The sequence below is a fragment of the Rhodococcus sp. MSC1_016 genome (genome assembly GCF_023667485.2).
GTDB lineage: Bacteria > Actinomycetota > Actinomycetes > Mycobacteriales > Mycobacteriaceae > Rhodococcus_F > Rhodococcus_F oxybenzonivorans.
On sequence record NZ_JAMOZI020000003.1, the window covers coordinates 82,260 to 108,754 of the forward strand.

Below are 26,495 nucleotides of genomic sequence, written 5' to 3' on the forward strand. Positions count from 1 at the left end.
CCGGCCGCGGATCCCGACTAGGTTATCGAGCATGAGGCGCCCAACCACCTCGACACGTAACCCACAGTGCCGCACACCCCGGACTCCGTGCCGGACCGCTACCGACGTCGTAGCCCGGTTCGCTCAGGGCGCGAAGACCGTCATTGTGGACTCCCCGCCCGATCAGATCCTCGAACTCCACAACCTCATTGGCACCGGCACCCTGCGGATCACCGGCACCTCACGCGTCCGCATCACCACCAGCACACCACAACAACAGACACGGTCGCCGGCCATCGTCGTCACTGACGCGGCCCAGGTGCAGCTCGAGGGACACTCTCGCTGCTATGCGTACACCACCGCCCTGATCGAAGCGTTCGACGACACCCAGGTCGAAGCCCGCAACAAGACCACCGTCTACGCAGTCGACCGAGCCAAGGTCCGCGCCACCGACGAACCCACGATCTACGCCTACGACCAGGCCACCATCCACGCCGACGGACACACCACCGTCCACGCCACCGACAACAGCCGAATCCTCCTCCACGACAATGCCCACGTCACAGCGCAACGAGGTGTCACCATCCAAGGCCCAGCGCGTACCAACACTCGTATACGCCAATAATGGCTGGCGATAAACTCTTCCGGTTCCACGCGAACAAGGAGACTCGATGGACATCCCAAGCGTGTCAGCATCCAGCCGCGGCGCGGCTGGGCCGTCAGGTGCATCGAGAACTGGCGCCGTACCGGCGCGCCTGTGATCGCGAGCTAGCGAGGGAGTGCCACCGTGTCCCGGCTACGGCGCCGCTGACACGGTGACAAGTCCACCAGTCGTGTGCTGGTCAAAGACCATCAACGAAACCTCAAGGTGCAATGGCTTCCACTCACCATCCAGCCCGCGAAAACGAACAACACCAGAGGTGCTACCACGCGCAAGCTCTGCAGATAAACGCCGCGCTACCGCGACGTCATCCGGGTGCATCGCCGGCGTCGGCTCCCCTACCCCACCTTCCCACGCAATCCCGGGCATCGGGTTGCCTCGCCACTTGATCAGGCTCAGCTTCTTGATATCCACGTAGGCCAGATACTCACCAGGCTTCAACTTGGCGTCCAAGACGCGATGTTCCAGAATGACCGGCGGCGGCGCAGTCGGCACATCGTCCGCCGGACCAATGTCATGTGTAACACCCCTCAGAATCACTACCTTCCGATCGCTGTTCGGATCGGGCCGTTCCTCAACAGCGCGGCACGAGAAATGCGCAGCACGGCGGTCGCCGTCGTCGCGTTTGACCGTCCACACCGCCTGGTGTTCCATCCCCGGGGTGGACTGAACGATCTTGGCTAGTGCTTGCCCCTCGTCGACGCCGGTATCCAACCGATCGAACGCCCCGGCCATTGCAGCCTCAGACCGACGATTCTCGGGTGCTACCCCATACAGGTCGAAAAGATCCTCGCTACCACTAACTTTGAGGTCGGTGAGATTGAAGTACCAGGCTCCAGCCGGATCACGTTGTGCAACCTGCTCCTCAGCCAATCCGGCCCACAGATAGATCGCGTGAAGTCTGCCCTCAAACGTGCAGAGAGGGTCCGCGATAACCCGGCGGCGGCCGTCACTGGAAAGCCTGTCAATCTTTATCGGGTGCGCCATGACCTCGGTGATTGCCGAAGTCGCATCTGCAAATGACCGCTTGCTCTTGATCACTTGCTCCAACGGCACGAAGGGCTTCGGCGTGCGGCCCTGTCCCACAATCGACGGCACCGCGCCCCCGAACGTACTTACCAGCAACCACTTTGTCGCCATCCAAAAACCTCCCCGACCGAATGAACGAGGAGATCCTAGCCTGTCCGTATTGAACGCTGTTCAGGTCGAACGTCCAGCTACGTACCAAGCTTCTTCAGGGCGGGCAGGATGGACAGATAGCGCGCTCCGAGCGTTCGCGTAACCATGTCAACCGCTCTGGCGTCTGCGCCGATCAAGACGCGCGCAGACCCGCGTTGAATGCCACGGAGGATCGTCCGAGCGGCGGCATTCGGATCTGTTCTCGCGATACGCCGCTCGAATGAATCAGCGAGTTCGGTCCCGTCAACTCCTGCCGCGTGCCTAGCAGTGCGCGCGATGTTGGTCCGAATTCCACCCGGGTGAACGCAGGTCACCTTTACGCGATGTCCCCCGAGAACCATCTCCTGGCGGAGCGACTCAGTGAAGCCCCGTACAGCGAACTTGGCCGCGTTGTAGGCGGAATACGACGGAGCGGCCATCAACCCAAAGGCTGAGGAAATGTTGACGATGTGCCCTCGATCTGAGCGCATCACGTGTGGGAGGAAGGCCTTCGTTCCGTTGACGACCCCCCAGAAGTCAACGTCGACCACTCGCTCGTAGTCCTCGAAGGTGGTGTCCAGGACGTCGCCGGCAAAAAGTACACCGGCATTGTTGATCAGAGCGTCAACTCGGCCGAAACGAGAAGCAACATCTGCTGAATGGGCGAGTACCGCAGCTCGGTCCGTCACATCGACAACCGACGTATAGACGTCTCCTGGTCCGCCTGCGCACAGGTCAGCAGTATCGGACAGTTGAGACTCAGACGAGTCTGACAGCGCCAGATGCGCGCCAGACTGAACGAGCTGTAGAGCTAGCTCGCGTCCAATTCCTGCGCCGGACCCTGTTATTGCGAAGACACGACCCTCGAAGTATCCCATCTGTTCCCCTTACCTCGCCGGGCGGCGTCCCTATCTCTACCTTATCCAACGTGCGCCATCTGTCCGAGCGGGCCAGGAGGGGGCGCTTCGCTTGGCGCCCCGGACATCCAAACTCGGAGGACCGGATCCCGCTGTGTGGCGTGCCTTTGCACGGGGCAGGGAACGTTGCAGCGAAGAGCGAACAGACGTGAGGGTCGTTGCACGCAGCGAAGGGGGTTGGCCGGGGGAGTCTTCTTGCCTTCTGCGGACCTCGAAGTTGCATAAGGGGGACGTTGACGGCCATCCCCTGCCGGCTGCGCGACTCCAGTTGTCGCAACTGACTTGTTTTTTGATTCCAGCCCTCATACTTCCGCGTGGATCCACGGAGACGCTACGCCACGTTCAGAGGCTGCACTGACGTGATTCTGGGTAACTCTTCACCTGGGTGCCAGCATTGCTGGCGATAAAAGGATTGCTGCCATACGGGCGAGAAATTACTGGCATTGCTGTGATTGCTTGGGTAACCGATGGCCGAAGCCGCCCAGTCAAGCGTTAGTCGGTTATGAAAGTAATGCTGGTATTGCTTGCAATAACTCTCACTCTATTCGACCAGTAGAGCAGTCATTGCTTGCATATGCATGTGACCTCGTGGAAAGCATTGCTGGCATTGCTGTATAGGCCGACACGCCAGGATTGCCAGTAATGCTTGCATTGACGTGATTGCCGGTATCGTGTGCAATGCAAGCAACACATGCAACGCCAGTAACAACAGCAACGCTGCTAACGCCAGTGTTCAAAGCGAAGCGTGGATTACCTGCATTGCCAGTATTAACGGGAAATCTGTGTAGGACCATCGAGGGAGATGCCGGTGTCAGCACGAACGCAACCAGCTCCGCAGCATGACGCGACGCAGTTGCGTCGTGTCATTGCGATCATCAACGGGAAGGGGGGAGTGTTCAAAACGACCCTGGCGGCGAATGTCGGAGGACTGCTTGCCGCATCCGGTTACAAGGTGCTACTCGTCGATCTCGACCCACAGGGGAATCTAGCTGAGGATCTCGGCTACACCGGAAGCGAGTTCGATGACCAGGGGCGCAATCTCGCGCAGGCGCTGGCGTTCGGTGCCCCGCTCGCCCCAATCCGCGACGTGCGCGCGAACTTGGATGTGCTGCCCGGCGGAACACACCTCGAACAGGCTACGGCCGCGCTCAGTTCGATGGCGTCGAAGGATCCCGATGGGGCGAAGCTGGCACTTGCAGCTGCACTCACGCCATTCGCATCGCAGTACGACATGGTGCTGCTCGATTGCCCGCCTGGTGATGAGACGCTGCAAACCGCAGCCGCGGCGGCCGCGCGGTGGCTGCTGGTGCCGGTCAAGAGCGACGCTTCCAGCCGAAAGGGCATGGCAGCTGTGGTGCAACGCCTCGACGCTGTTCTCGGAGTCAATCCCGATTTGGACCTCCTTGGCGTCGTCCTCACCGGTGTAGGCACCTCCGCCAAGACCGTTCAGAAGCAGGCACGCAACGCGATTGCCGAGGCGTTCGGCGGGAGTGAGGACGTCGTCTTTGACAAGACGGTCCGGCATTCGGAAGCGACAGCGCAGGCCACGCGGGAACGAGGGATGTTGGTCCACGAACTCGACAATGTTGTTCGGAGCGGCCCGAAGTGGTGGGAGGTGCTCCGCGGAGACGCAACGGCACAAAGCATGGCACCGCGGTCATCGACCTCCGTTGCGGATGACCTCCTCGGGGTCACCGAAGAGATGGTTCACCGCATCACAGCAGCTGAGAGCGAGGAAGTGGCATCATGACCGACTCAGTATCGCCGAGGCGGACGATTACCGGCCTCGCGCCACGAGCAGTCACCGGCGATCTCTCGCGCCTAAGGGCACAGAGCCGCAACGTTGCACCGGCGCAGGTGCAACAGGGCCCGCAACATCCGCAAGAGCAGGTAGTACCGCCTGCAACGCCGACTGAGCCGGAGAAGAAGCCGAGCAACAAGGCCGTCACCGTTTACATCGCTCCGGACGTCTACAAACAAGCGCGTCTGGCTTTCAAGGCAACACGAACCGTCGAATCCGACCGCAACTGGTCGCACTTCGTGGAGAAGGCGCTCGCCGACGCAACGCAACGGCGCGCCATGCAACACAACGACGGAGACTTTTTCGGTGGCGAGGACACACCCCTGCCACCCGGCCGTCCGCTCGCTGACGACTGACCAAACGGGGAGGCCCCTGCCGAGTGGGTCGGCAGGGGCCTCGTCGACCGGGACCCCGTGGAAGGAAAACCCGATCATGACTGACCTTAATCTTCGAGCAGCACGAATCCAGCTCCGCTCCCTGATCGCAGCCCTTGCCGTTGCGATTGCCATTGCGGTGGGTATCACCTCTGGTGCATTCGTGTTGTCCTTTGCGGTGCAACGCGACCTCGCATTGCAGGCCGGTGTCCCGCACCACCTCACTTGGATCTTTCCCTCGATCGTCGACGGCGCAATCCTCGGCGCAACGATCGCGACCGTTGCGCTGAGCAAGATCAATGGAAGTGCAGCGGGGAAGAAGTTCTTCCTGACGCTGGCTGTCAGCGTGGTCCTCATCAGCGTCTACGGCAACGCCTACCACGCGCACCGGGCCGGTGAAGACGCTGCACGGAAACTCGCCGCCGGTATCGACCTGGGCTACACCCCCCTCACACCGACCGGCGCCGCCCTCCTCGCGATCATTCCGCCGCTGCTGGTTCTGGCTTTCACACACGGCGTGGGCATTCTCATCAAGTCCATCGGGACCGCCTACACCGAGTACAACGCCCTCGTGCAGGCTGCAAACGTCACGGCTGAGGTGGCGCGCAACGAACTCAGCAACGAGCTCGAGGAGCAAGGTATCGAGATGAACCGCCAAGCATGGGAGGCGTTCCGAAGCTTTCAGGCCAACCCTGTTGCACCCGACGTTTCGTCGGCATCCGCCGTTGCGGCAGGGCCGGTTGCCGAGGCCGGCGATCCGGCACAGCGAGGGACCGCAGCTGGCGACGCGTCGGTGCCGGTCGGGAACCAGGTAGACACCACGCCAGCCACTGTTGCGGTGGTTGCCGAACCGCTCGTTGCGGATGCACCCCGCGTTGCCGCCGTTGCGGACCTGGGGGAGCGGTCGGTTGCCCGCAATGCGCCCTCCGAGGCGTCACCGGAGGTCTACGTGTTGCCGGACGGGGAACAGACCATCGAGAACCTCCTGGACTTCATCGACGCCTGCGACGACTTCGACCCGACAGTCAAAGAAACCGCCCGCCTTCGGATCACCGAGAATCTGAGCTACGCGGAAATCGCAACGATTACCCAAGCCAAGGCGGCCTCCACCGCGATGCGCCGATACGACAAGGTCGCACAACGAGCCGTACAGGCGGGGTTCCGCACCCCGCCGCTGCCCGAGGTCGACGACGCAACGGATACCCGCAATGCAGCAACGACAGGTCAGCAGTACGCACTGGTCGGTGCCCGGTGATGTCCGACCCTAGGCTGGGGGAGTGACGACCAGTTCGCGATTTCGGCCTGACCGCCGACAACCGGTCCGAGGACAACCCCTCGACAGATCCGTTGCGGCAACAACGTCCATCGAGTCCGACGTTGCGGTGCAACATCGACACGTTGCGGCCGCACGGAAGTCGCCGTTGCACTCCTCGTGCAGCGCAACGAACCCAGCACCCTTGGGGGCCGTGCCTGGTTGCCGAGGGGCCGGCGGGTCATCGGGCGGCAACATGGGACCGCGGACCTTCTGTCTGCGCCCCGATAAGCTGTCCGCAGAAATGGGGAGGGGACAGTGCCGATGCGCGAGCGATCGTCAGTCTTCCGGGGGGCATGGACCCGGGATGAAGTGGTTGGTGTCGCCGTAGCTGCTGCTGAGATCGCGGTGGTGATGGGTGCGTTCTCTGCCGGGATCCTCGTCGTGGCAATCGCTTTCGACGAGACTACTGGTCTGACTGCGGTCGTGGCAGCGTTGAGCGTGTCGGTTGTCGCGTCCACGGTGATGCTCGCAGACCACCGCAGCGGTCATCGGCTTCCACGCTCTGCCGCCTGGGCGCTAGGCGTGATCGGAATGGCGTCGGCATCTGCCCTCTACATCGCCGCCCAGCTTCTCGTCTCGACCACCGGTTCGGATCTGCTGCTGCTGTTGTCCTCGCTGCTAGCCGCTATTCCCGGACTGCCCACCATCCTGTACGTGTGCGAGCTCCACGCAATCGCCCAGCACGATCGCCTCAGACGCCCAGTCGCGATCCTTCAGGACGGAACAGAGTCGCAAGTGGTCGAGATCCGTACCAGTGACGGAGATCTACTCGATACCTGGACAATGGATGTCGTGTCCGGCGATTCGCCGACAGTTGCCTGTACCGCCGCTCGAACAGCCCTCAGGGAGCGACGGTGGGTGCCTGTTGGGGCGTGGGTTCCGCACGCAGATGGCTCGCTCCGCCAACGGGTCGAACTCACCGCCCGTAGCCGCCGGACCTAAGGAGTCACACTGACCGGGTTGACGGAGGAACTTAGCCAGGTCAGTCACCGCGCCATGCGATTTCCCCTTCTGGCCTCGGACTCCCCGCCGTCATCACTTGTACGATCTCCGCTCATGGGATACTTCAGAGACGCGACACCCGAAGAAGTCGAACGCAACGAGTTGTCCATTACATGGAGCTGGAAGACCCCGGCCGACGCCCGCGACCTCCCATTCGCCGAGCAGTATCGGCGTGTAGTTGAAGCCAACGAACGCATCGATCCGAAGGTGTGGGTCAAGGAACCCACAGACGACTGGCTCACAGCCGAGGAGTTGGTCAGTGAATACGGCTACAAACCTGAAGCCCTGGAAGACCTGTTCGGCGAACCCGCCGACGGCCCCGACGACATCCGCGGCTGGACCGTGAACCATGTCGATCACATCGAGGGCAAAGTGATCACGGCGGCGGTCGATCTGCTGAAATCGAGCCTGCTTCCCGCCATGCTGGAGGAAAAGGTTGCCCCGTTCGGACGAGAGCGGCACCATCGACCGACACGGGCCGAAGCCGCCGAAATGCTGAAGGCTCACTACGCCTCAAAGCGGACGCAAGAGAGTGAGTCAGCGCTACACGGATGACCACGAGCGGCATCTGAATGCGCCGGCCGATCAGGGGGTCTGATCACCTTTGATCTGGCCGGCTCCGGTGATTCGTTGACCAATCCGGCTGTCAGGCTGACAGTTCATCCTCCGTCGACTCCGATGTCGCACTTGCGCGTTCATTGCGTGCGAGCTTGAGGTTCTCGTACAGGGCCGTCTTCTTGAGGTTGTAGCCCGCGCAAAGATCATCGACGGTGAATCGGCCGGTCTCGTGGTCCCGTAGCAGGAGGTTGCGGCGGAGCGGTGACAGTTTGTGCTGTTTGCCGCGCATCTTGCCCTTGGCCTTCGCGACCTCGACGCCGGCCTTCGTGCGCTGACGATTGAGGTCTGACTCGAATTCAGCCATGATCGCGAGGAACCCGATGAACATCTTGCCCATCGGATCGGTTGGGTCATATACCTTGCCGTCGATGTTGAGGGCGACGTTGCGCTCGACGAGTCCGTCGACGATCTGGTGGAGGTCGCGGGCCGAGCGTCCGAGGCGGTCGAGCTTGGTCACCACGAGCTGGTCGCCGCTGCGGCAGACCTCGAGCGCGCGGGCGAGCGCCGGTCGTTTCCGGTTGCGTCCGGTGTAGCCGTGGTCGGTGTAGACCTGAGCGTCGTCGACGCCGAGCTTGCCAAGCCATGCAACTTGGCCGGCGACGTCTTGTCGGGCGGTCGAACACCGTGCGTAGCCGATTTTCATGCTCGTCAGTATCGCCGAACGGGCCGACATCTCACATCGTTCGTTTTCTGGCGCGTCTTACCGGAATTTTCAACCGAACATCTATAACGAACTAGTCGGAGTCAACTCACCAGCCGTAGGTTCGCCGTGGAGCGCCGTTCTCCGGCGTACCGGTATGACCAAGGCCAAAACGGACCCTGGTGGCCGCAGAACGGCGCTCAGCCCGTTTTCGTCTTTGTCGGCGGTGCAAGTTGCGGCTTCGGTTGCAGTATTAGGGCCTTCAGCTGCGTCAAATCGGAGAGAAGCATTCAAACGATCGATACCCCATCCTCTAATCTCCTGATTCGATAGTCGGGGACGACGTCACGAGACGAGGATCTGAAGCCGAACGCGCCTGCCCGGGTGGCCATGACCCAGGGCTCAAGACCCCAGGACGGCGCCGAGCCGTCTGGACTGGCGGCGCCCACCGGCGAAGTTGCCGCAACGACTTATACCGGGTATCGAATAGCGAAATCGACTAGAGGACAAAGCATTGCTGCGAACTGCACACCACCCGCGCATTCTGCGACGGCTCGTGACCGCCGTCTTCGGCGGAGTGGCGATACTCGCCATATCCGCTGTGCCAGCGGCTGCCTCACCTATTCCTTGGATTGATAGCCTGTCCGCTGCACCGGTGGCTCCGGGTCCGGAAGACGGTCGGAACGTGCCTCCTGGTCCTGAAGTCAAACTGAACGCCTACTGCGATGATCACCATGCAGCAGGACATCTGGCAGACGGAAGGACCGTCTACTGCACCCGAGTAGCTCGCACCGACGCCTACGTGTGGTCCTACACACCGGACCTGATGCCGATCGATCCGAACGGCCGCAAGTACAGCTGCGACAGCGGCGTGTGTCGTTACCCAGACGGTTCTATTGCGCCGAACTATCTCCGCTGTGGAACTCTCTGTGGGGAGCCTCCCACCTCCGGCGACATTCAGTCGGGCTTCTACGACTGTTTCAGTTCCGGCCTGAGTTACGAAGAGTGCCGCAAACGCCCACCGAACTGACGCGCACTGGTGGCCACAGAACGGCGCTCGGTAACAGCTGACGAAGCGAATGACCGCAGCCGTTAGCTAGCTACTGCTTCCTACGAACGCGTGAGGTGTCGTCGGAAGCGTTAGGTGGCATGCCTAACGCTTCCGAGCTCGATACCTGGGCACACCAGGGGTTTTCGTTATTGGGGCTGTTCACCGCGTACGGTGAACAGCCCCAATAACGGTTTCTGGATCAGTGTCGATCGGTGAGTGCCTGGATCAGAGTTTGCAGTCCGTCGGCGTCGAGGTAATCGACCAGGGCCTCGGCGAGCGTGGTCGGGTCGGCCTCCAAGCGGCGGAAGGTGCGTGTGACCTTCGCTGCGGTGACGGGGGTGCGTGCCGGCAAACGGGTTTCGGAGTCAGGTGTGGGTTCCGAATCGGGCTTCGTGTGTTCCCGCTGTTGTTCGGCGGCCCAGGCCTGGACTTGGGCCTCGGGCGGGACCTGTGCGAGTGAGCGGGCGGTGCGGACGGCGAGTTCGCCTTTGCGGAGTGCGGTTTGCAGCTCGGGGGCGAGCTTGAGCAGGGATCGGCGGTACGAGATCCAGGCTTTGGACTTATTGAGCTTGAGTGCCGCCTTGTCGACGGTTCCGCACTCGTTGATCAGGAGTTCGACGGCCTTGGCCTCTTCGATGACGTCGAAGTCGCGGCGGCCGACGTTCTCGATGACCGCCGCGGCGAGTAGGGTCTCCCGGTCCTTGGCGACTTCGTCCTTGACGATGATGTCGAGGTTGGGGCGGCCGAAGTTTGCGGCGGCGGCCAGGCGCCGGCATCCGTTGATCACCACCCATCGGGCCAGCCCGATCTTAGTGTCGTCTTCCGGATACAACCGCAGATACGCGTCCCGGGTGACTACCAGCGCGGGTTGGAGTTGAGTGCCGGTGATCGAGACCAGATCGCTGAGATCACCGAGATCATCACGCGGATTGCGCGGATTCGGTGCCAGCTCGCTCAGTGGCACGTTGGTCGGTGTCCCGCCGGCGGCGGGCCGGTCGACGGGGGAGTTCTCGCCGACGACGCCGGCGAGGGTCGCGAGATTGGTGCGGGTACCGCGTGCCATCACCGACCACCGTCGATTCGCAACTCCAAAGCCAACCGGTAGAAGTCCTCTCGGGCTTGCAGCGCCACCCGGTTGGCCGGGTATTCGGTGACCACCAGGCCGTCGGCGCTCGCCCGGGCATGCAATTTGTAGTGCCGGATCACGGTTTTCGCGAGCGGCCACTTGTTTGCACGGACGAAATCCTTGGTTTCCTCGAGGTCGAGTTTTCCGTCGCGGGGATCCCAGTTGTTGATCACCACCGTGTACGGAATGCCGCGGGGCTCGAGGATCTTTCGGATGGTGCGGGCGGTTGGGTCGAAGGACAGCGGTTCGGTTTCCATCGGCACGATGACGTGATCGGCAACCTCGAGCACCGTCCGCAGGGCGTCTGCGGCTGGTCCGCGGCCGAGGGGGTCGGAGGTGTCGTCGGCGGCGTTGAGGTCGATCCAGCCGGGGGTGTCGACGTAGACGTGGCGGATGCCGGGCAGCTGGCCCAATTGACGGAGCCCGTTGAGATCGTCGTGCGCCTGCACGATGTGGAACGGCAGGTTGTCGAGGCGGTCGGCCCACCAGATCGCCGATCCCTGCGGGTCGACGGACACCGCGGCGACCGGGGAGGTGGCATCGGGGTCGTCGTCCTGGTTGAGCACGTCCGCGGTGACGGCGGCGAGATTGACGGCGACGGTGCTTTTTCCGACGCCGCCCTTCTGGTTGAGAAGGACATGAATGGTCATGGGACCCTTTCCGTTTGCTTCACCCGCTCGTGTGGGCTACTTCGGACGGAATGCACGGTACGGCACCAGGCGGGCGCATCGGGTCCGACACGCGGCCGGGCGGTGAAACGATGCGCGGACCATTTCGCCGGGACCTCGGTATGTCCGTTTTGTCCGTTGTTCACCGCGGTGAACAACGGACAAAACGGACACCGAAGAACTTAGTGCTGGGTAAAGAGCGCCTCGACGAGGGCGGCGGCCGACGCGGTCTTCGCTGAAGTCTTCGTGGTTGCATCGGCGGTGGCGGTGTGGCCGGCGAGGTACACGGTGGCGGTGAACCGGGGTGCGTGCGCAGGCCCGTCGGTGCGGAACTCCCATTCGGGCGGGGCCTGATTGTTGTTCTGGGCCAGGCTCATCAGCCAGGCGGTGGGGTTCGAGAGTGCCTTGGGCTTCTTCGCCCCACCCAGATTCAGCGCGGCCGGGGCGGTCATCCGGCGCGGTTCCGTCGTGGTTGTGGGACCGGAATCTTTCGACGCCGGCGGGGGAGTCGTGGGATGCGGGGATGGCTCGGTGGTGGGCCAGTCCGGTTCCGCGTCGGCGTGGTCGGTGCCGGTCAGCTGTGCACGCATTGCCGCCCAGAGGGCGGCCTGTTCGGCGGGCTTCTTCGCTGTAGCGGTGGTCCAAGGTCCGCGGATGCCGAGGTGGGTGGCGCGGGCGGCGAACAACGGGTTGTGGACGGCGCCGCTGCCCCGGATCTCGAGGTCGGTGGGCGGTTGGTCGGGGTGCGTTTGCCGCCACACCGACGCAACGCTGGGCCCCATCTCGGGGTGAGTGTCAGCGAGAGTGTCCAGGATGCGGAGTTGGATGGGCAGCCAGGAGGGGTCGGCGGCGTCGATCAGGACCGCGACGTCCGGGGCGGTCAGCAGGTCGGCATCGACGCGGCGGGCGAGCTCGGAGGCGAGTTCGGCCCGTAGTGGCCCAGAGGCTTCGGCTTTGAGGACCTTGTGGAACCGGCGACTGTCGAGGGCGGCGAGATCGAAGGTGGCCTGTTCGGCGATGATGCGTTGGTCGGCGTGTTTGAAGTGATTCTTCTTCGCTTCCCGGGCGGCGCGGGTGCGCCGGTTCAGGTCGGCGCCGAGGGCGGCGAGCTGTTCGCCGGTGTAGGGGGCGGGGGAGTGGTCGAGGTGGGCGAAGACAATCCGCTGGTTGATCAGATCGGCTACCCGGCGTAGCGGGGAAGTGACGTGAGTGTAGGCGCTCAGGCGTAGACCGTAGTGGCCATGCACGGTGGGGTCGTAAGTTGCAGCCCGCAGCGTGGACAACAGTCGTCCGCGCAGTTTCGCGAACAGGTCCGGGTCCCCGGCCGCGGCGGCGATCTCGGTCATCAGCTCGTCGGTGCTGCCGGCGACCGGGTTGGGCCGGTGGTTGCGGAACAGGATCGGCAACCCTCGCTCCGCACACCAGAGGGCGACTGCCTCGTTGGTGGCGATCATCAGCTCCTGCACGATGACGTAGGCGACGGTCCGCCGTTCGGCGGCGATCGACACGATTGCCCCGTCCTCGTTGCTCGCCCAGCCGCGGGTGAGGTCGTAGAACGCGAGGGCGCCACCGTCGCGGCGGGCGGTCAGCAGGACCTGTGCGGCAGCATCCGCGGCGGCCAGCTGGGAATGCAGCGGATGTCCCGGGTCGGACAGGATGCCGGGCACGTCGGCATGATCGACTGCCGCGCATCGGCCCGCCGGGATCTCTCCACGACGGACGACTACATCAACGAGATGGCCGTCGGAGGTGATGGTGCCGGTGACCCGCAGGCTCGTCCGCCGCGCTTGCGTGGTCAGGGTGGCTGCCTGTTCGGCCGTTTCGCCGAGCATCGGAATGGTGCGGCTGCGCAGGTACCGGGTCGCAGCCCGCAGGAACGCCTGCTCGTCGGCGACCGACCCGAGACCGACGACATCGGCCACACCGGCGATATGGACCTCGACCGTCCATCCGCCGCCGTCGTCGGGAGGGATGACGGAGAACGCGTCGTCCCGGTCCCGCGCAGATGCCGAATCGATCATCAGCAGCGTCGACACGTCGGTGACTGTCGAAGATTTCATGGCCACCGTTCCCTTTGGGTCTACAGGCCTCCGACGATATCCAAATCTCCCACAGGGGCGTCAGCGACGCGCCCCCTGGAACATCACCTGCAGCCTTAAAACCGGCTTCGGGTACGGTTTGTTCACCGCGGTGAACAACAGACAAAACGGACATCTCTCGTTGTTTCGAGCCCTCATTGGCGGTGGAGACCGGCGCTGCCGGAGCGATGACGGCGCCGTGCGGGCGTTCGGACGTCGGTAACAGCACAGCCGGCGTTTACGAAGTTGATCTCATGCGGACACTGATACTGATCGGCACGGCCCTCGGGCTCGGTGCGGGCCTGGTATGTACCGGTCTGTTCGCCTGGTGGCTGTCGTACCCGGTGCGGTTCTCCGTGGGCTATGTGGGTGATCAGTTCGCCTCCGAGGGAGTAACGGGGGACATGGATTCCGTCAATCCCATGCCGTTCCTGTCGGCGGGCCTGATTTTCAGTGCGGTCCTTGGGGCGGTCTGCGGTCTCATTGCCGCACGCCGCGGCTGGCGGCTGATCCGCCACACAACCTGATCCGAGCTTTCGTAGGTGCAGGGATGCTCGATGTTCGGCTAGGTCACTGCATTCAGCCGGGCCGGCTACCGCGGTTGTCGGAGGTACCGGCGATACTCGTGTGCACATCAGTCACACAGGTAACAGGAGAACAGAACGTATGCGCCATCGACCCCGGACCGCTCTTCTCGCTCTCGGGGCGGTCACCGTGCTCGGTATGACTGGGTGCTCGGCCCTTGCTGATGCGAACCCGGGGACCGGCTCGCTTGGGGACGCGCCGGCCGCTCCGGCACCGGCCGGGTTTGATGCGGCGCCGGCGTTGGCGAAGCTCGACACCCTGGCGGTCAAGGGCCGCGCCCCGAAGACCGGGTACACCCGTGAGCAGTTCGGTCCGTCGTGGTCCGACGACAACGGTGTCGAGGGCGGCCACAACGGGTGCGATACGCGCAATGACATCTTGCGCCGCGATTTGGTGGACCTGACCTATAAGTCGAGTACGCGGGACTGTGTGGTCGCGACCGGCACTCTGCTTGACCCCTACACCGGTACCACGATCGCCTTCGTCCGCGGGCAGGACACTTCGACCGCGGTGCAGATCGATCACGTCGTCGCGTTGTCGGATGCGTGGCAGAAGGGTGCCCAGCAGTTGAGCCCGGAGCAGCGCCGCGACCTGGCGAATGATCCGCGGAACCTGCAGGCCGTGGACGGGCCCACCAACTCGAAGAAGTCCGATTCCGACGCTGCATCGTGGTTGCCGCCGAACAAGAGTTACCGGTGCACCTACGTCTCACGGCAGATCGACGTGAAAGCCTTGTACCGGTTGTGGGTGACCCAGGCAGAGAAGGACGCGATGAGCCAGGTCCTGCACTCCTGCTGAGCGGGGAACCCGACCTAGCTGGGTTCGACTCACGACGGGCCGCGGTGACCATGCTGAAGTGCCGGACGCACAGCCGCGGTCTTATCGAGCCTGGGAAACTGCCGTACAGCCAGGGAATTGCGCTCAGTTTCGCGCTTATGGTCGTCGGCCGGGGTGACGGACTGCCGCCCGGTGTGCTGCGCCGAGGTGCGCGGGCCTGGCGGTACTGAGAAGATCGCCCTGCTAGAACTGGTTGAACCAGACTACGAACATGTTCCATGCCGGTACGAAGGGGAAGTAAATTCCCGGTATTTCCGCGAGGTCGAACACGTTGCCGATCATGATCCCAGTCCAATCAACTGCTTGATGGGCACGATGCCCGCTTGCCCGCGGACTATGAGCGAGTCTGGCCACGGCCCCCATGGTGTTGTTCCCACGATTGCTCCTAGGTTCTCCCCAACCCGATTGGTGTATCGGGCCGGTCAGTCACTCGTTACCTGATGCTGAACAACACCACTGTGCATTTGCCTGCTGGCTGGGGAGGATGCACAACTGAACCATCGTCGCCGAGTGGCAGGCGCACCATGAATGACCTGCAGTCATGCCCACGGATTCGATCGGTATGGAAACGGCGGGGTGGCTGAAAGCGATGTAATCTGAACCACACTTGCCGCCCTGTCAGGATCACTATGCCTCTGCAGATTGCCCCGAAATTGAGGCGGAGAACTGCGCAGAAGTGGTTGGTCGCGCTCGAACGGCACATGTATCCGGGCGAGTTCGTGTGGGCCCTGGCGAGGACGACGGCGAAGTATCCCCCATGCGACGGTTTAGCGATCACCAATGCCAGGGTGCTTGCGTTCCTCGGGAGTGACGTGGCGACCAGCGGACCCAGGGTGGTCGTTGTCGCCGGAAACATCCAGCGATTCGACATCATGGGGTTGGGATTCAACACTTTAGTGATCACGACTCGCGACAACCAACAAGTCTCGTTCGGCGTCCTCCACCGCAAAGACGTTGCCTTCGTAAGCCATTTCGTTCACTACCTGGGTATGTCCGGCTTTCCTCCGGAGGTGTGGGCAGCGATCGAGGCGCAGAGGAGGTTCGCCGAGGACTCCGCGGCTGCAGCGCAGCGCGAGGCGGCGAATCGCGCCGCTGCCATGCGACCGGACGTCGAAGAACGTGCAGCAACGGAACGATCCGCCACCGACCCGGTAACTCGACCGAGCTCGGGTCGAGCCATCACTCAGCCCGGACAGCCACCGACAGGGCAGGACATACCGGAACCCGCGCTCAAACCGGGTGCCGCAACGAGGGCGGCGGTCAATCACGCACTGAAGTTGGTGGACTCGCTACTCGACCGGGGCCGGGCCGCGCAGAATCTTCCACAGAAGCTGAGAGATGAGCTCGCTACCAACGTGCGTGCGGCAATCGAGGACCGGACTCACGCCGCCCTGCGGGACCTTCCGGCCAGTTCCTTGAAGGACGCGCTGCCGAGGGGGACACGGTTGGGCAGCCTCGGTGCGTCCCGATTCCGCACGGTGGCAGACATTGCGGCGTCGTCGCCCGCAGCGCTCGACGCGGTTCCTGGCATCGGTCCGCAATCGGCTTACGCGATCTACACGGAGGCGATGGCGCAGAGGACCCGAGCACGCGAGCGGATTCGGCTCCGTCTCGACCCGGACCGTCGATCGAGGATCGACACCTCGCTGCTGCGGTTACTGCTGGTGCTCCGGCGGGTGGATCCGCTGGTCGGTGAGATCGGCGCACCTTTGACCGAACTTCGGACCCAGGTCGATCCGCTGCGCGGTCCGGCGCAGCGGGCGGGTAAACGAGTGGCGATGTTCTTCGCCGGCGAGGCCGAGCGCACGCGCGCGGAGGCCGCGCGGGAGCAACTGCAGGCGATTGCCGCGGATCCGGCGCTCGCCGAACTCGACACCAAGATCACCGATGTCCTGGCGGCGGCTGAGTGGCGGGGTGACCCGTGGTCGGCATACGAAAGCGACGCTGCCGCTGTCAATGCCCTGCTGAGTCAATTCGTTCCCGCGCGTGATGGAGACGAGCGGGCCGCTCATGGATTTGTCGGTGAACGGTTCGTTCGAGAAGTCGAGCGGACCCCGCTCGATCGCACCTACATGCGGTCTCTTCTGCGTGGATACCAGTCGTTCGGGGCGGGGTACATCCTGAGCCGCCGCAAGATGATCCTGGGCGACGAAATGGGCTTGGGGAAGACCGTGCAGGCGCTCGCGGCGGCCGCCCACCTCGCGGCCCAGGGCGAAAAGTATTTCCTGGTGATCTGTCCGGCCAGTGTGCTGGTGAATTGGTCGAACGAGACGGGAAAGCAAACCAGCCTCGTCCCCCACGAGGTACGCGGACAAGACCGGGACATGCAGTTGCAGGTATGGGCGCGAGAGGGCGGCGTTGCGATCACGACCTTCGACACCCTGAAGCGGATCCGGGTTCCCGTTCGCCCGGCCCTGGTGATTGTTGACGAGGCGCACTACATCAAGAACCCAACCACTCAACGTGCCGTCGCCGCGCGCGGCGTCGTCGAATCCAGTGGCAGAGCCGTCCTGCTCAGCGGTACGCCGATGGAGAACCGGGTGGAGGAGTTCCAGAATCTGGTCCGATACGTGCAACCGGGTGTCGCCCGGCAGATACATGCGCGGGACGGAGTCGCCGGTGCCACCGCGTTTCGCAAGAGCGTCGCACCGGCATACCTGCGACGCAACCAGGTTGACGTGCTCACCGAGTTGCCGGACCTGATCGAGGTCGAGGACTGGGTTCAGCTCTGCGGTGACGACGAGAGGCGGTACCGGGAGGCGGTGGCCCAGGGCAATTTCATGGCGATGCGCCAGGCGGCGTACCTTCCGGGCACCCGGACCGGCTCGGCGAAACTCGACCGTCTCGTCGAGATCGTCGAGGAGGCGGAAGACAACCAGACCAAGGTGCTGGTGTTCTCGTACTTCCGGGCCGTCCTCGAGACACTTCGCGCTGCGGTCCCCGGGACCGTTTTCGGTCCACTCACCGGCGCCACCAGCTCCGTCGAGCGTCAACGCATGGTCGATGATTTCACCGCGCACCACGGCCGCGCGGTGCTTCTGTCCCAGATCGAGGCGGGAGGTGTGGGGCTGAACATTCAGGCGGCCTCGGTCGTCGTCCTCACCGAACCGCAGTGGAAACCGAGCACCGAGGTGCAGGCGATCGCGCGTGCGCATCGAATGGGACAGGTGCGGACGGTGCAGGTGCACCGGTTACTGGCGAAGGACAGTATCGACGAACTGATGCGCAGGACGCTTGCGCACAAGAGCGAATTATTCGATGCATACGCGCGCCGCAGCCACGCGAAGGAATCAGATGCCGCCGCGGTAGTGACGGAGTGGGCTGACGGGGTGGAACCCACCCCGGCGGACTTCGTGCGTGTCGAGCAGCAACGTCTCGGAATGTGACACGTCCATGGACCCGGAAAGTATGTCGTTGGAGGGGCTCGAGAACATCTGGCCTGGGCAGTATCGTCGAGGTGCGCCAGTGTTAGAAGGGCACGCAATCGCAACACGTGCGGCGGCCAGGCACAGATGTGTGCCGGGCGAGGCGGTGTTTCCACGGTTCGTCGGATCGCCATTGCGGATACTGATGTGGCGCGGATGGATCCGATCAGCGGGGGCCAATAACGTCCTCGGCGAGCACGGCGAGGCGGCTCCGGACGGCCGTTCCCGCTCTCGGGCCTTCGACGCGGCAGGGGAGGGCAGAGTCGGCGCTGACCTCTCCGAAGTACATGGCCATACTCCCGGCGGGAATCGACCAGCTCGCCGCCCCGATCGTGCGGAGTTGATGCGTCTGGCGGCGCAGCGTGTGCTTGAGGCCCCGGGAATGATTGAACAGGCAGTGAACCAGGAGATCTTTCGCAGCGAGAAAAACAGAGCGCATCTCATGGCACGCCACGTCCGCCGCCAGGCGCGTCGCCGCACACAGCCCGACTGATCAACCGCACATCCTCCGCGCCATCTGCAACGTTTCCGGTATTGCCTAGGTCAAACCGGACCCTGGTGACCGCAGAATGGCGTTCACCCCGTTTTGCCTTGTCGGTTGGGCTCGGTAACAGCTAACGAAGTGGATGTTCGCGACCGTCAGCTACTGCTCGCCTAGATATTGGTAGACGCAGGCATAGTCGACGAAACGTGCGGACGTTCGTCGGAAAACGTTAGGTTCGTCGGATGTCGTGCGCAGTTGCGCAGTTGCGCAACAAGGATTTCGATGCTGGGGCTCTTCACCGCGGTGAAGAGCCCCAATAGGCGGTCCCGAGTCAGTATCGATCGGTGAGCGCCTGGATGAGTGTTCGCAATCCGTCGGCGTCGAGGTGGTCGACCAGGGCGTCGGCGAACGTGGTCGGGTCGGCCTCCAGGCGGCGGAAGGTGCGCGTGACCTTCCGTGCAGTGCCGGAGGTCTTGTCGGCAAACGGTTTTCGATTTCTGGTGTGGGATCCGGATCGGGCTTCGTGTGTTCCCGCTGCTGTTCGGCGGCCCAGGCCTCGACTCGACCTCCAGTCTGCGCGCGAATCGGTGATCGGAGCGTTCCGCCCGCTCGACCCCGCCGAAGTAGTCCTCGGCCAGTACGAGGGATACCGCGACGTCGACGGTGTCGCCGACGATTCGTGGGCATCGGGGCTGGACCTGTGCGAGTGAGCGGGCGGTGCGGACGGCGAGTTCGCCTTTGCGGAGTGCGGTTTGCAGCTCGGGGGCGAGTTTGAGCAGGGATCGGCGGTACGAAATCCAGGCTTTGGACTTGTTGAGCTTGAGTGCCGCCTTGTCGACGGTTCCGCACTCGTTGATCAGGAGTTCGACGGCCTTGGCCTCTTCGATGACATCTACGGCGCCTCGGTGTCGAGGGAGACGATCAGTGGCCGAATTGGGGCCTACTCAGGACCACACCCACGAGCAGCAAGATCACTGACAAAGTCCTCGCGGAGATGGCCGAATGGTCCGTCCGGCCCCTGGACCCGGTGAATCCGGTGTACCCGGTGATTTTCATCGACGCCATCCTCCTCCCGCAAGCGGGGGCATCCCCAGTCAAGGTCCGGGACGGTCAGGTCACCAACCGGCCGATCTATGTCGCGATCGGCGTCACCGTGAACGGGGAACGCGCCATCCTGGGGCTATGGGCCGGTGACGGCGGTGAGGGAAGTTCTGGCTCGCCGTCCTCAAGCATCGGGCAGTCGCCGATGTGTGCATTGTGGTGTGTGACGGACTGAAGGGCCTGCCGGACGCGATCACCGCGGTGTGGGATCGAACGATTGTCCAGACATGTGTCATCCACTGCTTAACAACACGTTTCGGTACGCGTCCCGCAGATACTGGAACGAGAGTTACAGTCCCGTCACAAGGGGTGTGTCCATCTGCGGCGTTGTGTGTCTTCGTGTGCGTGGGCATTGCCGCAATCTGGGGGTGTTACCGGTGGTGGGGTTGGTGTGTTGTGGTCAGGAAGTGGTCGATGTCGACGATGAGGAACAGGGCGGTGGCGGTGGTGACCACGTGGGCGTGGTCGTTTTCGATGGTGGCTCGCAGGTGTAGTTTGCGGCCGTCGCGGGCGTGGATGTGGGCGCGGAGGGTGTAGGGGGTGTCGAGCAGGACCGGGGCGAGGTAGTCGATGGCGAGGTGGCGGGTGACGGCGAGTTCTCCCACGGTGTAGAGCAGGAATCCGAACAGGTCGTCGAGGACGGTGGCGACCGCACCGCCGTGGGCGATCGTTGGGGCGCCGACGTGGCGGGAGTCGAAACGGTGATGGGCGTGGACGCCGTCTCCGCAACGCCGTACCGACAGGCGATGCCCGTGCGGGTTCGCCGGCCCACAACCAAGACAATTGGGATGGTGAGGCGGCAACTCAGGCGAGCCAGATTCCGGGAACCGGAACGAGCGCACCCAGTCCTCCACGTCGGGGTCGGACGACCCACTGACCGCATCCGAAGCCTTGCCCATGGTTCAGACCTCCCTGTCGACGAAATGCGCCCAACGCCGATCGCGAGTGTGACCGCTAGGCAAATACACCCGGCACACTCCGGGGAAGAGCGCCGGCAGCCTTTGACGCAACTCCACTTTGCCCTCGCCGGCGAGGTGTGCCGCCCACGAGGAGATCAGTCTCCCATCGTCCTGGGCACCTCCACCGGTGCCGTAGTGCGCGCGATAGTCGCCGGGGTCATGAACTCCAACTATGCGTATCAATTCTCTGCTCCGTCCTACCCAGATGTCTGACTGGAAAGAAATTCTAGATTTCGCTGACTGCCTTTCGTCTTCAGCGTGCTGTCAGCGAGCTTGAAGCAGACTCCAGGGACTCGACCAAGTCCAACTCAAGTTCCGGCAGCTGGCTAGCCGACAAGGCCACCCCGTCAAGGCGAGCTCGCACATCAACGTCGCGCTGGATCCCGGCACGTGCAGTCGCCGTCCATGCCTGCGCACAACGGCTGGCGGCGACGACGAGGTCTGCGGTGGCGAGGTCGCCGGTCAGGCGTGCGATATCCGCGCTGCCATCGGCGAGCAACCGGCGGAACAGCCCGCCGCCGGTGCCGGCCTTATCGATGAAAGCGCTCAGGCTGAACAGGAGGATCTCGAGGTCGTCTTCCGGAAGATCTCCCCAGGTCTGAATGTCGGCCGCCAGCTGCACGACCGCATCTAAGCCCTCGGCCCCGCCCGCCGCTGTCGTGAGATCGACGATCCCAGGCTGCGACGGGCGGCGCATGCTGGCGGCGGACTGGCGAAATGCCTCTGCCGCCACGCCCGCCACGTCGGGCAGCGCGCCCGGCCAGGTGATGCGGTAGGTGCAGTGGCGCGTCGGTTGCGGGAACGACGTCGAGGACCGCGCCCGAGCCAGGGCCTCGAGCGGGACCTCCTGCACCTCGGCGCGGTCATTGTCCACGACAAAGGCAATCCGCTTGGCCTCGTCGTAGCCGATCACCACGATGTCGTGGCGACTCATCTGTAACTGGACCCGCAGGTAGGGGAGCTCGGCGATGTCGCCCCACACCAGGCTGGGTCTGCCTGCGTCGATCTCGTCGCGAACCCACGACCATCCCTCCCTGGGATCGTCGGTCGTAAGAACTTGGACCTTTGCGCCGAGCCGGCAAGGTAGGTCGATTTCGAAGTCGGCGCCTCGTCCCACCAGGTACAGCGGTGGAACCAGATCGCTCGATCGGAGGTAGGACAGCCCCAGCGCGCCGCCGAGCGCGAACACCAGACCTTCATCGGGCGGTCCGTCCCACCCCAAGCCATGCCAGTGCAGAAGATCTCGCATCGCGCCCGAACCACAGTGCCCCCCTATCTGATGTGGATAGTCCTTGATCAGGGTCCTGCAGGGCATGTGACTTCCCCTTCGAGTGGATGGGTGGATGATGGATTTCGAAGACTGGTTCAGTTGTTTCGGATTCTGTCCAGGTAGCTTGGCGGGCCGCGACGTCGACCTCATCGAGGAACACCGTGTCCGTGCCCAGAGCCGAGCCTGCCGGCAAGCTGTCCGGGGACGAACTTCATCGCCGCGACCATGCCCCGGCGAGGCGGGTGACGCGCACGAAGGACGCGGGTTTTCGATCAGAACGGCTGTCGCTCGGTGAACTGCACGAAGTCAACGGCGTCCACCACCGACGCACCCGCTTCGCCAGAACCAAAGGGCTCCGATCTCGTGCCAGCCCTCGATGACCCGCACACATCAGTGGCGTCCCCGAGGACTTCACCAGGACCGCGCTTCCGGCAGCCAACCCGGGCGCTGCGTCCATGAGGAACAGGGTGACCGGAGTTCCACGGCGTGATGAGCGACGACCGGGTACGGGTGGTAGGTGGTGGACAGTCGCTTCGACAGTCTCAGCAGACCCGAGGACCTGACCTGCTCGCCAGTGAGAAACTCCTCGGCATGGGTTGGCGTAGTAGGTAATGAACTCACACGACGCTGTCGTCTCCACCGGGGCGTCAGGGCGCACCTTGCCCGTTTCGGCTTGCAACAGGTCGGTGAGGCGTCCAGGATCCAGTCCCGCCAGCGATGCAACCACCTGGCGCGTTGCCTCGGGCCAGCTTCGGCCCCGACCTGGGCGCGGCGGAGATCAGCCGCGATGCCATTCACGTTCTCACGGTCATCCACAGGGACAGTTGCGACGTGCCGGTTGTCGGCTGGGTTACGCACATCCAAGGTGTCCGCTGTGGTCGCCGTGCTCATCGGGTCTCCAGGGATGAGCGGGGCCCGCGGGAGATCCTGTCGGGCTGGGTGTGGTTGGTGGGTGTGTCGGTGAAAGCGTCAGCGGTCCCGTGAGTGCCCTTAAGCGTCAGCGGTCCATAGGTATGCCGAAGCTCGGTCAGGATCGCGTTCAAAGGCAGGTCGTCGAAGACGCCGCGCTGGCGGACGTACTCCATATGCTGGGCTCCGTCGGCGGTGAAGGCGTGCAGGAGGGCGTCGCGATCGCCGTCGAAATCCACCGGCGGTACACCGAAACGCGCACACAATTCGGTGTTGAACGCAGGCGTCGCCTTCAACCACCGGCCGTCGATGTAGAGATGGCTGTAGCCGTGATAGACGAACAGGTCCGTGCCGCCCATGAGCACTCGCAACGTTTCGGTCTGCAGGTGATTGCGGACGTCAGCGAAGCCCAGCAGCGCCGGAATCCGTGCCGCGCGGCACACCGCGGTCAAGAGCACCGCCTTCGGGACGCAATAGGCTCGCCCGGCCTCGAGGACAAAACTCGCTCGATAGTGGGCGGGATCCTCTGAGACTGTGTAGGGGTCGTACCAGATCTGGTCGCGGACGGCGGCGAAGAGGCGCTTCGCCTTGTCCCGGTCGGTGCTCGCATCGCCAATCGCGGCGGCGGTGAACGCCCGGACGGACTCGTGATCGATGTCGAGGAATTCGGTCGCCCCCAAGTACACCACCGGTGTCTGCTTCATCTGCGCCCCGACGCGATTGGCAACCCGCCGCCCGGGATGGGGAGCGATGTGTCGCCCCATTTCCCCTCATGTCGATCGGGGATCGGCCAGGTGTAGGTGCGTAGCATGTGGTGCCGAATCGCTTCACCCTCCGGGCCCCACCCCGCTCGACGAGGGTGGCGGATCACGGTCGTCAATTGATGTTCCTTTCCGAAACACGGTCGCTGCTCGTCGTATCCAACACCCACGATCGATCAACTGCGGGCAAGTCCGCCGAGCATCAGCTCGGCCCTATCGACGGGAAGTTGCTGCATGATGGCTCGCTTGCTGAACATGAAGTCGCGGGGGCGGTTGATGCAGTCGGCGGCGATGAGCTTGCCACCGCGTAGGTAGAAGCAACTGAAGTCGCGGTCCCGGGTGGGGTCACCGCTGAAGACGACTTCGTCGTAACCGGTGTTGAGACCGGCGATCTGCAGCTTGAGATCGTATTGGTCTGACCAGAACCAGGGAAGTGCCGCGATCTTCCTAGATTTTCCACAGACGGTCGAGGCGGCGACCTTGGCCTGCTCCCCCGCACTCGACACGGACTCCATGCGTATACGGCGGCCGTAACGGGCCATGTCGTGGCTTGTGCAATCTCCGGCGGCCACGATGTCGGGATCCTCGGTCCGGGCATGGTCGTCGATCACGACGCCGTTGTCGACCACGAGACCCGCAGCGTCGGCGAGGTCGGTGTTCGGTTCGACGCCGATGCCGACGATGATGAGGTCGGCAGGAATTGATTCACCACTGTCCAGAGTCACTTCACGGACTGTACGGTCACCGGTCAGGGCATCGACCCTCGCGTTCGTTCGGATGTCGACGCCCTCCTCTCGGTGGATCCGTTCGAAGAACGTCGATACGTCGGGAGCAGTGACCCGCTCGAGGACGCGAGTGGTTGCTTCGAGCACGGTGACTTCCAGGTCCAGTGCCCGCAGCGAGGCGGCCGTCTCAAGTCCGATGTAGCCGCCCCCGACGATCACCACCCGCCGCCCGGGGGTGGCGGACGTGCGGATCATCTCGACGTCTGCGGCGGTCCGAAGGTAATGGACCCCGGCGAGCTCGGCCCCAGGAACTCGGAGCTGACGAGGGCGGGCTCCCGTGCACAGCGCGAGCTTGTCGTATGTCAGTGTTTCGCCGGTGCTCAGAACGATGTGCCCAGCCGAGCGGTCGATCGCCTCCACGTGCGCGTCCAGAAGCTGGATTCGCTGCTTGGAGTAGAAGTCCGCACTGCGGATGGTGATCTCGTCGAGTACACGTTTGCCGGCCAGGTAGGCCTTCGACAACGGGGGGCGTTGATACGGAGCCGCCGACTCGTCGCCGATAAGGACGATCTCACCGCTCCACCCTTCCTGGCGCAGACTCGCCGCGAGTTGGGCTCCGGCATGGCTGGCACCGATGATGAGGGCTCGCTGCGATGTCATGTGCCGGATTTCGGGGTGAGGCGCACCATCATCTTGCTGATACCCCTCACGAAGTTGGACTGCACGTACTCGGGTTCGCCGACGACCTCGATGTTCTCGAAGCGGGGGAGCAACTCCTCCCAGAGAATTCGCAGCTGCATCTCGGCCAGTCGGTTGCCCATGCACCGGTGTACGCCGAACCCGAAGGCGATGTGGTTGCGGGCGTTGGCCCGGTCGATGATGAAGTCATCGGGTCGCTCGAACACACGCTCGTCGCGGTTGCCCGAGGCGTACCACATCACTACCTTGTCACCCTTGCGGATGAACTGCCCGTTCAAGACGGTGTCGGCCTTTGCAATTCGGCGCATGTAAGCCAACGGTGTCTGCCACCTGATGATCTCCGAGTTCATGTTGGGGATCAGGCCGGGATTGGCCTTCAGCTTCTCGAACTGGTCTGGGAACCGGTTCAGCGCAAGGACACCGCCGCTCATCGAGTTCCGGGTCGTGTCGTTCCCTCCGACGATCAGCAACACAAGGTTGCCCAAGAACTCCATCGGGCGGTCGATCAGGTCCTTAGTGCTCTCGTTGCTCTGCAACATGGTGATCAGATCGAAGCCGGGTTCCTCCCCGGCAGCTGTCCGGGCCGCCTTGTCGTGCCATAGCGCGCTGAGACCGCGCGCCATGTCGCGCATGCCTTCGAACACCTCGTCGTTGTCCGAGGGACCGCCGTTGGCTTGCTCCATCGAGGTCGCGAGATCGGACCAGTAGACGAGCTTGCGACGCTGCTCGTACGGGAAGTCCAGGAGAGTCGCGAGCATCCGAGCGGTCAGCTCGATCGAGACATTCTGAACCCAGTCGAATGGCTGATCCACGGGCAGGTTGTCCAGCACCTCCTGAACGCGCGATCGAATGAGCCCCTCCATCTCACGCAGGTTTTTCGGTGCGACCACACCCTGAACCGCGGCCCGCTGCCTGTCGTGGCGAGGCGGATCCATCGCGATGAACATCTCGATATCGAGAAAGCGAGGCGGGACACCGATGACGATGAACGGTTCGGCGGAAAACACCGCATGATTCTTGTCGACGGCCACGATGTCGGCATGGCGAGTGACGGACCAGAACGGACCGAACGCACTGTTGGGCTGGTAGTGCACTGGCGCCTCGTTACGCACGCGCTCGAAGTACGACTGCCAACGCCCCTGCCGATAGAGGAAAGGGTTGCTGAGGTCGATGTCGGCGAGTTCGACATCCTCGACCGGCGGGATGGGGCTCTCGACGAACATCTTCGTCCCATTCGTTCCGGTCACCCAGCGTCGGGTCTTGTCATAGAGGTGTGCGCCCCGGATCTGCAGATCCATCGGGATGGCCGACTGAACCTTGTCGCCGATCGTCTCGGAAACCTTCACGCGTCT

The 26,495-nt window shown here is 63.5% G+C and carries 22 protein-coding genes and 2 pseudogenes; 11 read left to right on the forward strand and 13 right to left on the reverse strand.

The window, feature by feature from the left end:
- Nucleotides 1–31 precede the first annotated feature (31 nt).
- Nucleotides 32–604 (forward strand): hypothetical protein, encoded by a 573-nt coding sequence (locus L1080_RS37585; protein WP_250775868.1) that lies wholly within the window; start codon nt 32–34, stop codon nt 602–604.
- Between the two features lie 171 nt (nt 605–775).
- Here the strand turns inward: L1080_RS37585 and L1080_RS37590 are convergent, their stop codons facing one another.
- The gene (locus tag L1080_RS37590; protein ID WP_250775870.1) at nt 776–1,780 is read right to left on the reverse strand and encodes a GAF domain-containing protein; all 1,005 of its coding nucleotides are present in this window, start codon (nt 1,778–1,780) and stop codon (nt 776–778) included.
- Between the two features lie 77 nt (nt 1,781–1,857).
- The gene (locus tag L1080_RS37595; RefSeq protein WP_250775872.1) at nt 1,858–2,676 is read right to left on the reverse strand and encodes an SDR family NAD(P)-dependent oxidoreductase; all 819 of its coding nucleotides are present in this window, start codon (nt 2,674–2,676) and stop codon (nt 1,858–1,860) included.
- Nucleotides 2,677–3,523: 847 nt separating this feature from the next.
- On the opposite strand from L1080_RS37595, the gene L1080_RS37600 reads away from it, so the two are divergent.
- The 5 genes from L1080_RS37600 to L1080_RS37620 all read left to right on the forward strand — a co-directional run bounded on the left by L1080_RS37600 (nt 3,524) and on the right by L1080_RS37620 (nt 7,762).
- Nucleotides 3,524–4,465: a ParA family protein gene (locus L1080_RS37600; RefSeq protein WP_308202194.1), complete on the forward strand. Its 942-nt coding sequence runs from the start codon at nt 3,524–3,526 to the stop codon at nt 4,463–4,465.
- Nucleotides 4,462–4,872: a hypothetical protein gene (locus L1080_RS37605; RefSeq protein WP_250775875.1), complete on the forward strand. Its 411-nt coding sequence runs from the start codon at nt 4,462–4,464 to the stop codon at nt 4,870–4,872. The genes L1080_RS37600 and L1080_RS37605 overlap by 4 nt, the downstream gene beginning before the upstream one ends.
- 76 nt (nt 4,873–4,948) lie before the next feature.
- The gene (locus tag L1080_RS37610; protein ID WP_250775877.1) at nt 4,949–6,145 is read left to right on the forward strand and encodes a DUF2637 domain-containing protein; all 1,197 of its coding nucleotides are present in this window, start codon (nt 4,949–4,951) and stop codon (nt 6,143–6,145) included.
- Between the two features lie 321 nt (nt 6,146–6,466).
- The gene (locus tag L1080_RS37615) at nt 6,467–7,147 is read left to right on the forward strand and encodes a hypothetical protein (protein ID WP_250775879.1); all 681 of its coding nucleotides are present in this window, start codon (nt 6,467–6,469) and stop codon (nt 7,145–7,147) included.
- A gap of 114 nt (nt 7,148–7,261) precedes the next feature.
- Nucleotides 7,262–7,762 (forward strand): hypothetical protein, encoded by a 501-nt coding sequence (locus tag L1080_RS37620; protein WP_160094831.1) that lies wholly within the window; start codon nt 7,262–7,264, stop codon nt 7,760–7,762.
- Between the two features lie 91 nt (nt 7,763–7,853).
- Here the strand turns inward: L1080_RS37620 and L1080_RS37625 are convergent, their stop codons facing one another.
- From L1080_RS37625 to L1080_RS37640, 4 genes are all read right to left on the reverse strand, one after another.
- Nucleotides 7,854–8,468 (reverse strand): recombinase family protein, encoded by a 615-nt coding sequence (locus L1080_RS37625; protein WP_160094833.1) that lies wholly within the window; start codon nt 8,466–8,468, stop codon nt 7,854–7,856.
- A gap of 1,247 nt (nt 8,469–9,715) precedes the next feature.
- On the reverse strand, nt 9,716–10,579 hold the full coding sequence (locus tag L1080_RS37630; protein WP_208964488.1) for a ParB/RepB/Spo0J family partition protein: 864 nt from the start codon (nt 10,577–10,579) through the stop codon (nt 9,716–9,718).
- A complete protein-coding gene (locus tag L1080_RS37635; RefSeq protein ID WP_208964487.1) occupies nt 10,579–11,292 on the reverse strand; it encodes a ParA family protein in 714 nt (237 codons plus the stop codon). Before L1080_RS37635 ends, L1080_RS37630 begins: the two co-directional genes overlap by 1 nt.
- Before the next feature lie 200 nt (nt 11,293–11,492).
- Nucleotides 11,493–13,370: an RNB domain-containing ribonuclease gene (locus L1080_RS37640; protein ID WP_208964486.1), complete on the reverse strand. Its 1,878-nt coding sequence runs from the start codon at nt 13,368–13,370 to the stop codon at nt 11,493–11,495.
- A gap of 272 nt (nt 13,371–13,642) precedes the next feature.
- On the opposite strand from L1080_RS37640, the gene L1080_RS37645 reads away from it, so the two are divergent.
- From L1080_RS37645 to L1080_RS37655, 3 genes are all read left to right on the forward strand, one after another.
- On the forward strand, nt 13,643–13,915 hold the full coding sequence (locus L1080_RS37645; protein WP_109336472.1) for a hypothetical protein: 273 nt from the start codon (nt 13,643–13,645) through the stop codon (nt 13,913–13,915).
- Between the two features lie 139 nt (nt 13,916–14,054).
- Nucleotides 14,055–14,771 (forward strand): HNH endonuclease family protein, encoded by a 717-nt coding sequence (locus L1080_RS37650; RefSeq protein ID WP_109336428.1) that lies wholly within the window; start codon nt 14,055–14,057, stop codon nt 14,769–14,771.
- Between the two features lie 668 nt (nt 14,772–15,439).
- On the forward strand, nt 15,440–18,196 hold the full coding sequence (locus L1080_RS37655) for a DEAD/DEAH box helicase (protein WP_109336427.1): 2,757 nt from the start codon (nt 15,440–15,442) through the stop codon (nt 18,194–18,196).
- Between the two features lie 205 nt (nt 18,197–18,401).
- Here L1080_RS37655 and L1080_RS37660 read toward each other — a convergent pair whose 3' ends face one another.
- Nucleotides 18,402–18,674 carry a hypothetical protein gene (locus tag L1080_RS37660; protein ID WP_250775882.1) on the reverse strand — a complete coding sequence of 91 codons (273 nt, stop codon included), beginning with the start codon at nt 18,672–18,674 and terminating at the stop codon, nt 18,402–18,404.
- Between the two features lie 491 nt (nt 18,675–19,165).
- Here L1080_RS37660 and L1080_RS37665 point away from each other — a divergent pair, with 491 nt between their 5' ends.
- Nucleotides 19,166–19,429 (forward strand): hypothetical protein, encoded by a 264-nt coding sequence (locus L1080_RS37665; protein ID WP_162603432.1) that lies wholly within the window; start codon nt 19,166–19,168, stop codon nt 19,427–19,429.
- Here L1080_RS37665 and L1080_RS37670 read toward each other — a convergent pair.
- Nucleotides 19,415–19,612, reverse strand: a pseudogene (locus L1080_RS37670) (peptide transporter); the annotation flags it as partial. The gene L1080_RS37665 and the pseudogene L1080_RS37670 overlap by 15 nt on opposite strands.
- On the opposite strand from L1080_RS37670, the pseudogene L1080_RS37675 reads away from it, so the two are divergent.
- A pseudogene (locus L1080_RS37675) lies at nt 19,601–20,104 on the forward strand (transposase); the annotation flags it as partial. The pseudogenes L1080_RS37670 and L1080_RS37675 overlap by 12 nt on opposite strands.
- A gap of 87 nt (nt 20,105–20,191) precedes the next feature.
- Here L1080_RS37675 and L1080_RS37680 read toward each other — a convergent pair.
- The 5 genes from L1080_RS37680 to L1080_RS37700 all read right to left on the reverse strand — a co-directional run bounded on the left by L1080_RS37680 (nt 20,192) and on the right by L1080_RS37700 (nt 26,489).
- Nucleotides 20,192–20,719: a PaaI family thioesterase gene (locus L1080_RS37680; RefSeq protein ID WP_109336426.1), complete on the reverse strand. Its 528-nt coding sequence runs from the start codon at nt 20,717–20,719 to the stop codon at nt 20,192–20,194.
- Nucleotides 20,720–21,032: 313 nt separating this feature from the next.
- Nucleotides 21,033–22,094 carry a BtrH N-terminal domain-containing protein gene (locus tag L1080_RS37685; protein WP_109336425.1) on the reverse strand — a complete coding sequence of 354 codons (1,062 nt, stop codon included), beginning with the start codon at nt 22,092–22,094 and terminating at the stop codon, nt 21,033–21,035.
- Between the two features lie 842 nt (nt 22,095–22,936).
- Nucleotides 22,937–23,662 (reverse strand): transglutaminase-like domain-containing protein, encoded by a 726-nt coding sequence (locus L1080_RS37690; RefSeq protein WP_109336471.1) that lies wholly within the window; start codon nt 23,660–23,662, stop codon nt 22,937–22,939.
- Between the two features lie 233 nt (nt 23,663–23,895).
- A complete protein-coding gene (locus tag L1080_RS37695) occupies nt 23,896–25,104 on the reverse strand; it encodes an NAD(P)/FAD-dependent oxidoreductase (RefSeq protein ID WP_109336424.1) in 1,209 nt (402 codons plus the stop codon).
- Nucleotides 25,101–26,489, reverse strand: a complete 1,389-nt coding sequence (locus L1080_RS37700; protein ID WP_109336423.1) for a cytochrome P450 — start codon at nt 26,487–26,489, stop codon at nt 25,101–25,103. The genes L1080_RS37695 and L1080_RS37700 overlap by 4 nt, the downstream gene beginning before the upstream one ends.
- Nucleotides 26,490–26,495 lie beyond the last annotated feature (6 nt).

Excerpts from the sequence above, each read along its gene's own strand:
- L1080_RS37655 (WP_109336427.1), top strand. The coding sequence starts at position 15,440 with ATGCCTCTGCAGATTGCCCCGAAATTGAGGCGGAGAACTGCGCAGAAG.
- L1080_RS37610 (WP_250775877.1), top strand. The coding sequence starts at position 4,949 with ATGACTGACCTTAATCTTCGAGCAGCACGAATCCAGCTCCGCTCCCTG.
- L1080_RS37620 (WP_160094831.1), top strand. The coding sequence starts at position 7,262 with ATGGGATACTTCAGAGACGCGACACCCGAAGAAGTCGAACGCAACGAG.
- L1080_RS37680 (WP_109336426.1), bottom strand. The coding sequence starts at position 20,719 with ATGGGCAAGGCTTCGGATGCGGTCAGTGGGTCGTCCGACCCCGACGTG.
- L1080_RS37585 (WP_250775868.1), top strand. The coding sequence starts at position 32 with ATGAGGCGCCCAACCACCTCGACACGTAACCCACAGTGCCGCACACCC.
- L1080_RS37615 (WP_250775879.1), top strand. The coding sequence starts at position 6,467 with ATGCGCGAGCGATCGTCAGTCTTCCGGGGGGCATGGACCCGGGATGAA.
- L1080_RS37630 (WP_208964488.1), bottom strand. The coding sequence starts at position 10,579 with ATGGCACGCGGTACCCGCACCAATCTCGCGACCCTCGCCGGCGTCGTC.
- L1080_RS37650 (WP_109336428.1), top strand. The coding sequence starts at position 14,055 with ATGCGCCATCGACCCCGGACCGCTCTTCTCGCTCTCGGGGCGGTCACC.
- L1080_RS37660 (WP_250775882.1), bottom strand. The coding sequence starts at position 18,674 with ATGCGCTCTGTTTTTCTCGCTGCGAAAGATCTCCTGGTTCACTGCCTG.
- L1080_RS37645 (WP_109336472.1), top strand. The coding sequence starts at position 13,643 with ATGCGGACACTGATACTGATCGGCACGGCCCTCGGGCTCGGTGCGGGC.
- L1080_RS37635 (WP_208964487.1), bottom strand. The coding sequence starts at position 11,292 with ATGACCATTCATGTCCTTCTCAACCAGAAGGGCGGCGTCGGAAAAAGC.
- L1080_RS37695 (WP_109336424.1), bottom strand. The coding sequence starts at position 25,104 with ATGACATCGCAGCGAGCCCTCATCATCGGTGCCAGCCATGCCGGAGCC.
- L1080_RS37690 (WP_109336471.1), bottom strand. The coding sequence starts at position 23,662 with ATGAAGCAGACACCGGTGGTGTACTTGGGGGCGACCGAATTCCTCGAC.
- L1080_RS37685 (WP_109336425.1), bottom strand. The coding sequence starts at position 22,094 with ATGCCCTGCAGGACCCTGATCAAGGACTATCCACATCAGATAGGGGGG.
- L1080_RS37595 (WP_250775872.1), bottom strand. The coding sequence starts at position 2,676 with ATGGGATACTTCGAGGGTCGTGTCTTCGCAATAACAGGGTCCGGCGCA.
- L1080_RS37640 (WP_208964486.1), bottom strand. The coding sequence starts at position 13,370 with ATGAAATCTTCGACAGTCACCGACGTGTCGACGCTGCTGATGATCGAT.
- L1080_RS37590 (WP_250775870.1), bottom strand. The coding sequence starts at position 1,780 with ATGGCGACAAAGTGGTTGCTGGTAAGTACGTTCGGGGGCGCGGTGCCG.
- L1080_RS37605 (WP_250775875.1), top strand. The coding sequence starts at position 4,462 with ATGACCGACTCAGTATCGCCGAGGCGGACGATTACCGGCCTCGCGCCA.
- L1080_RS37625 (WP_160094833.1), bottom strand. The coding sequence starts at position 8,468 with ATGAAAATCGGCTACGCACGGTGTTCGACCGCCCGACAAGACGTCGCC.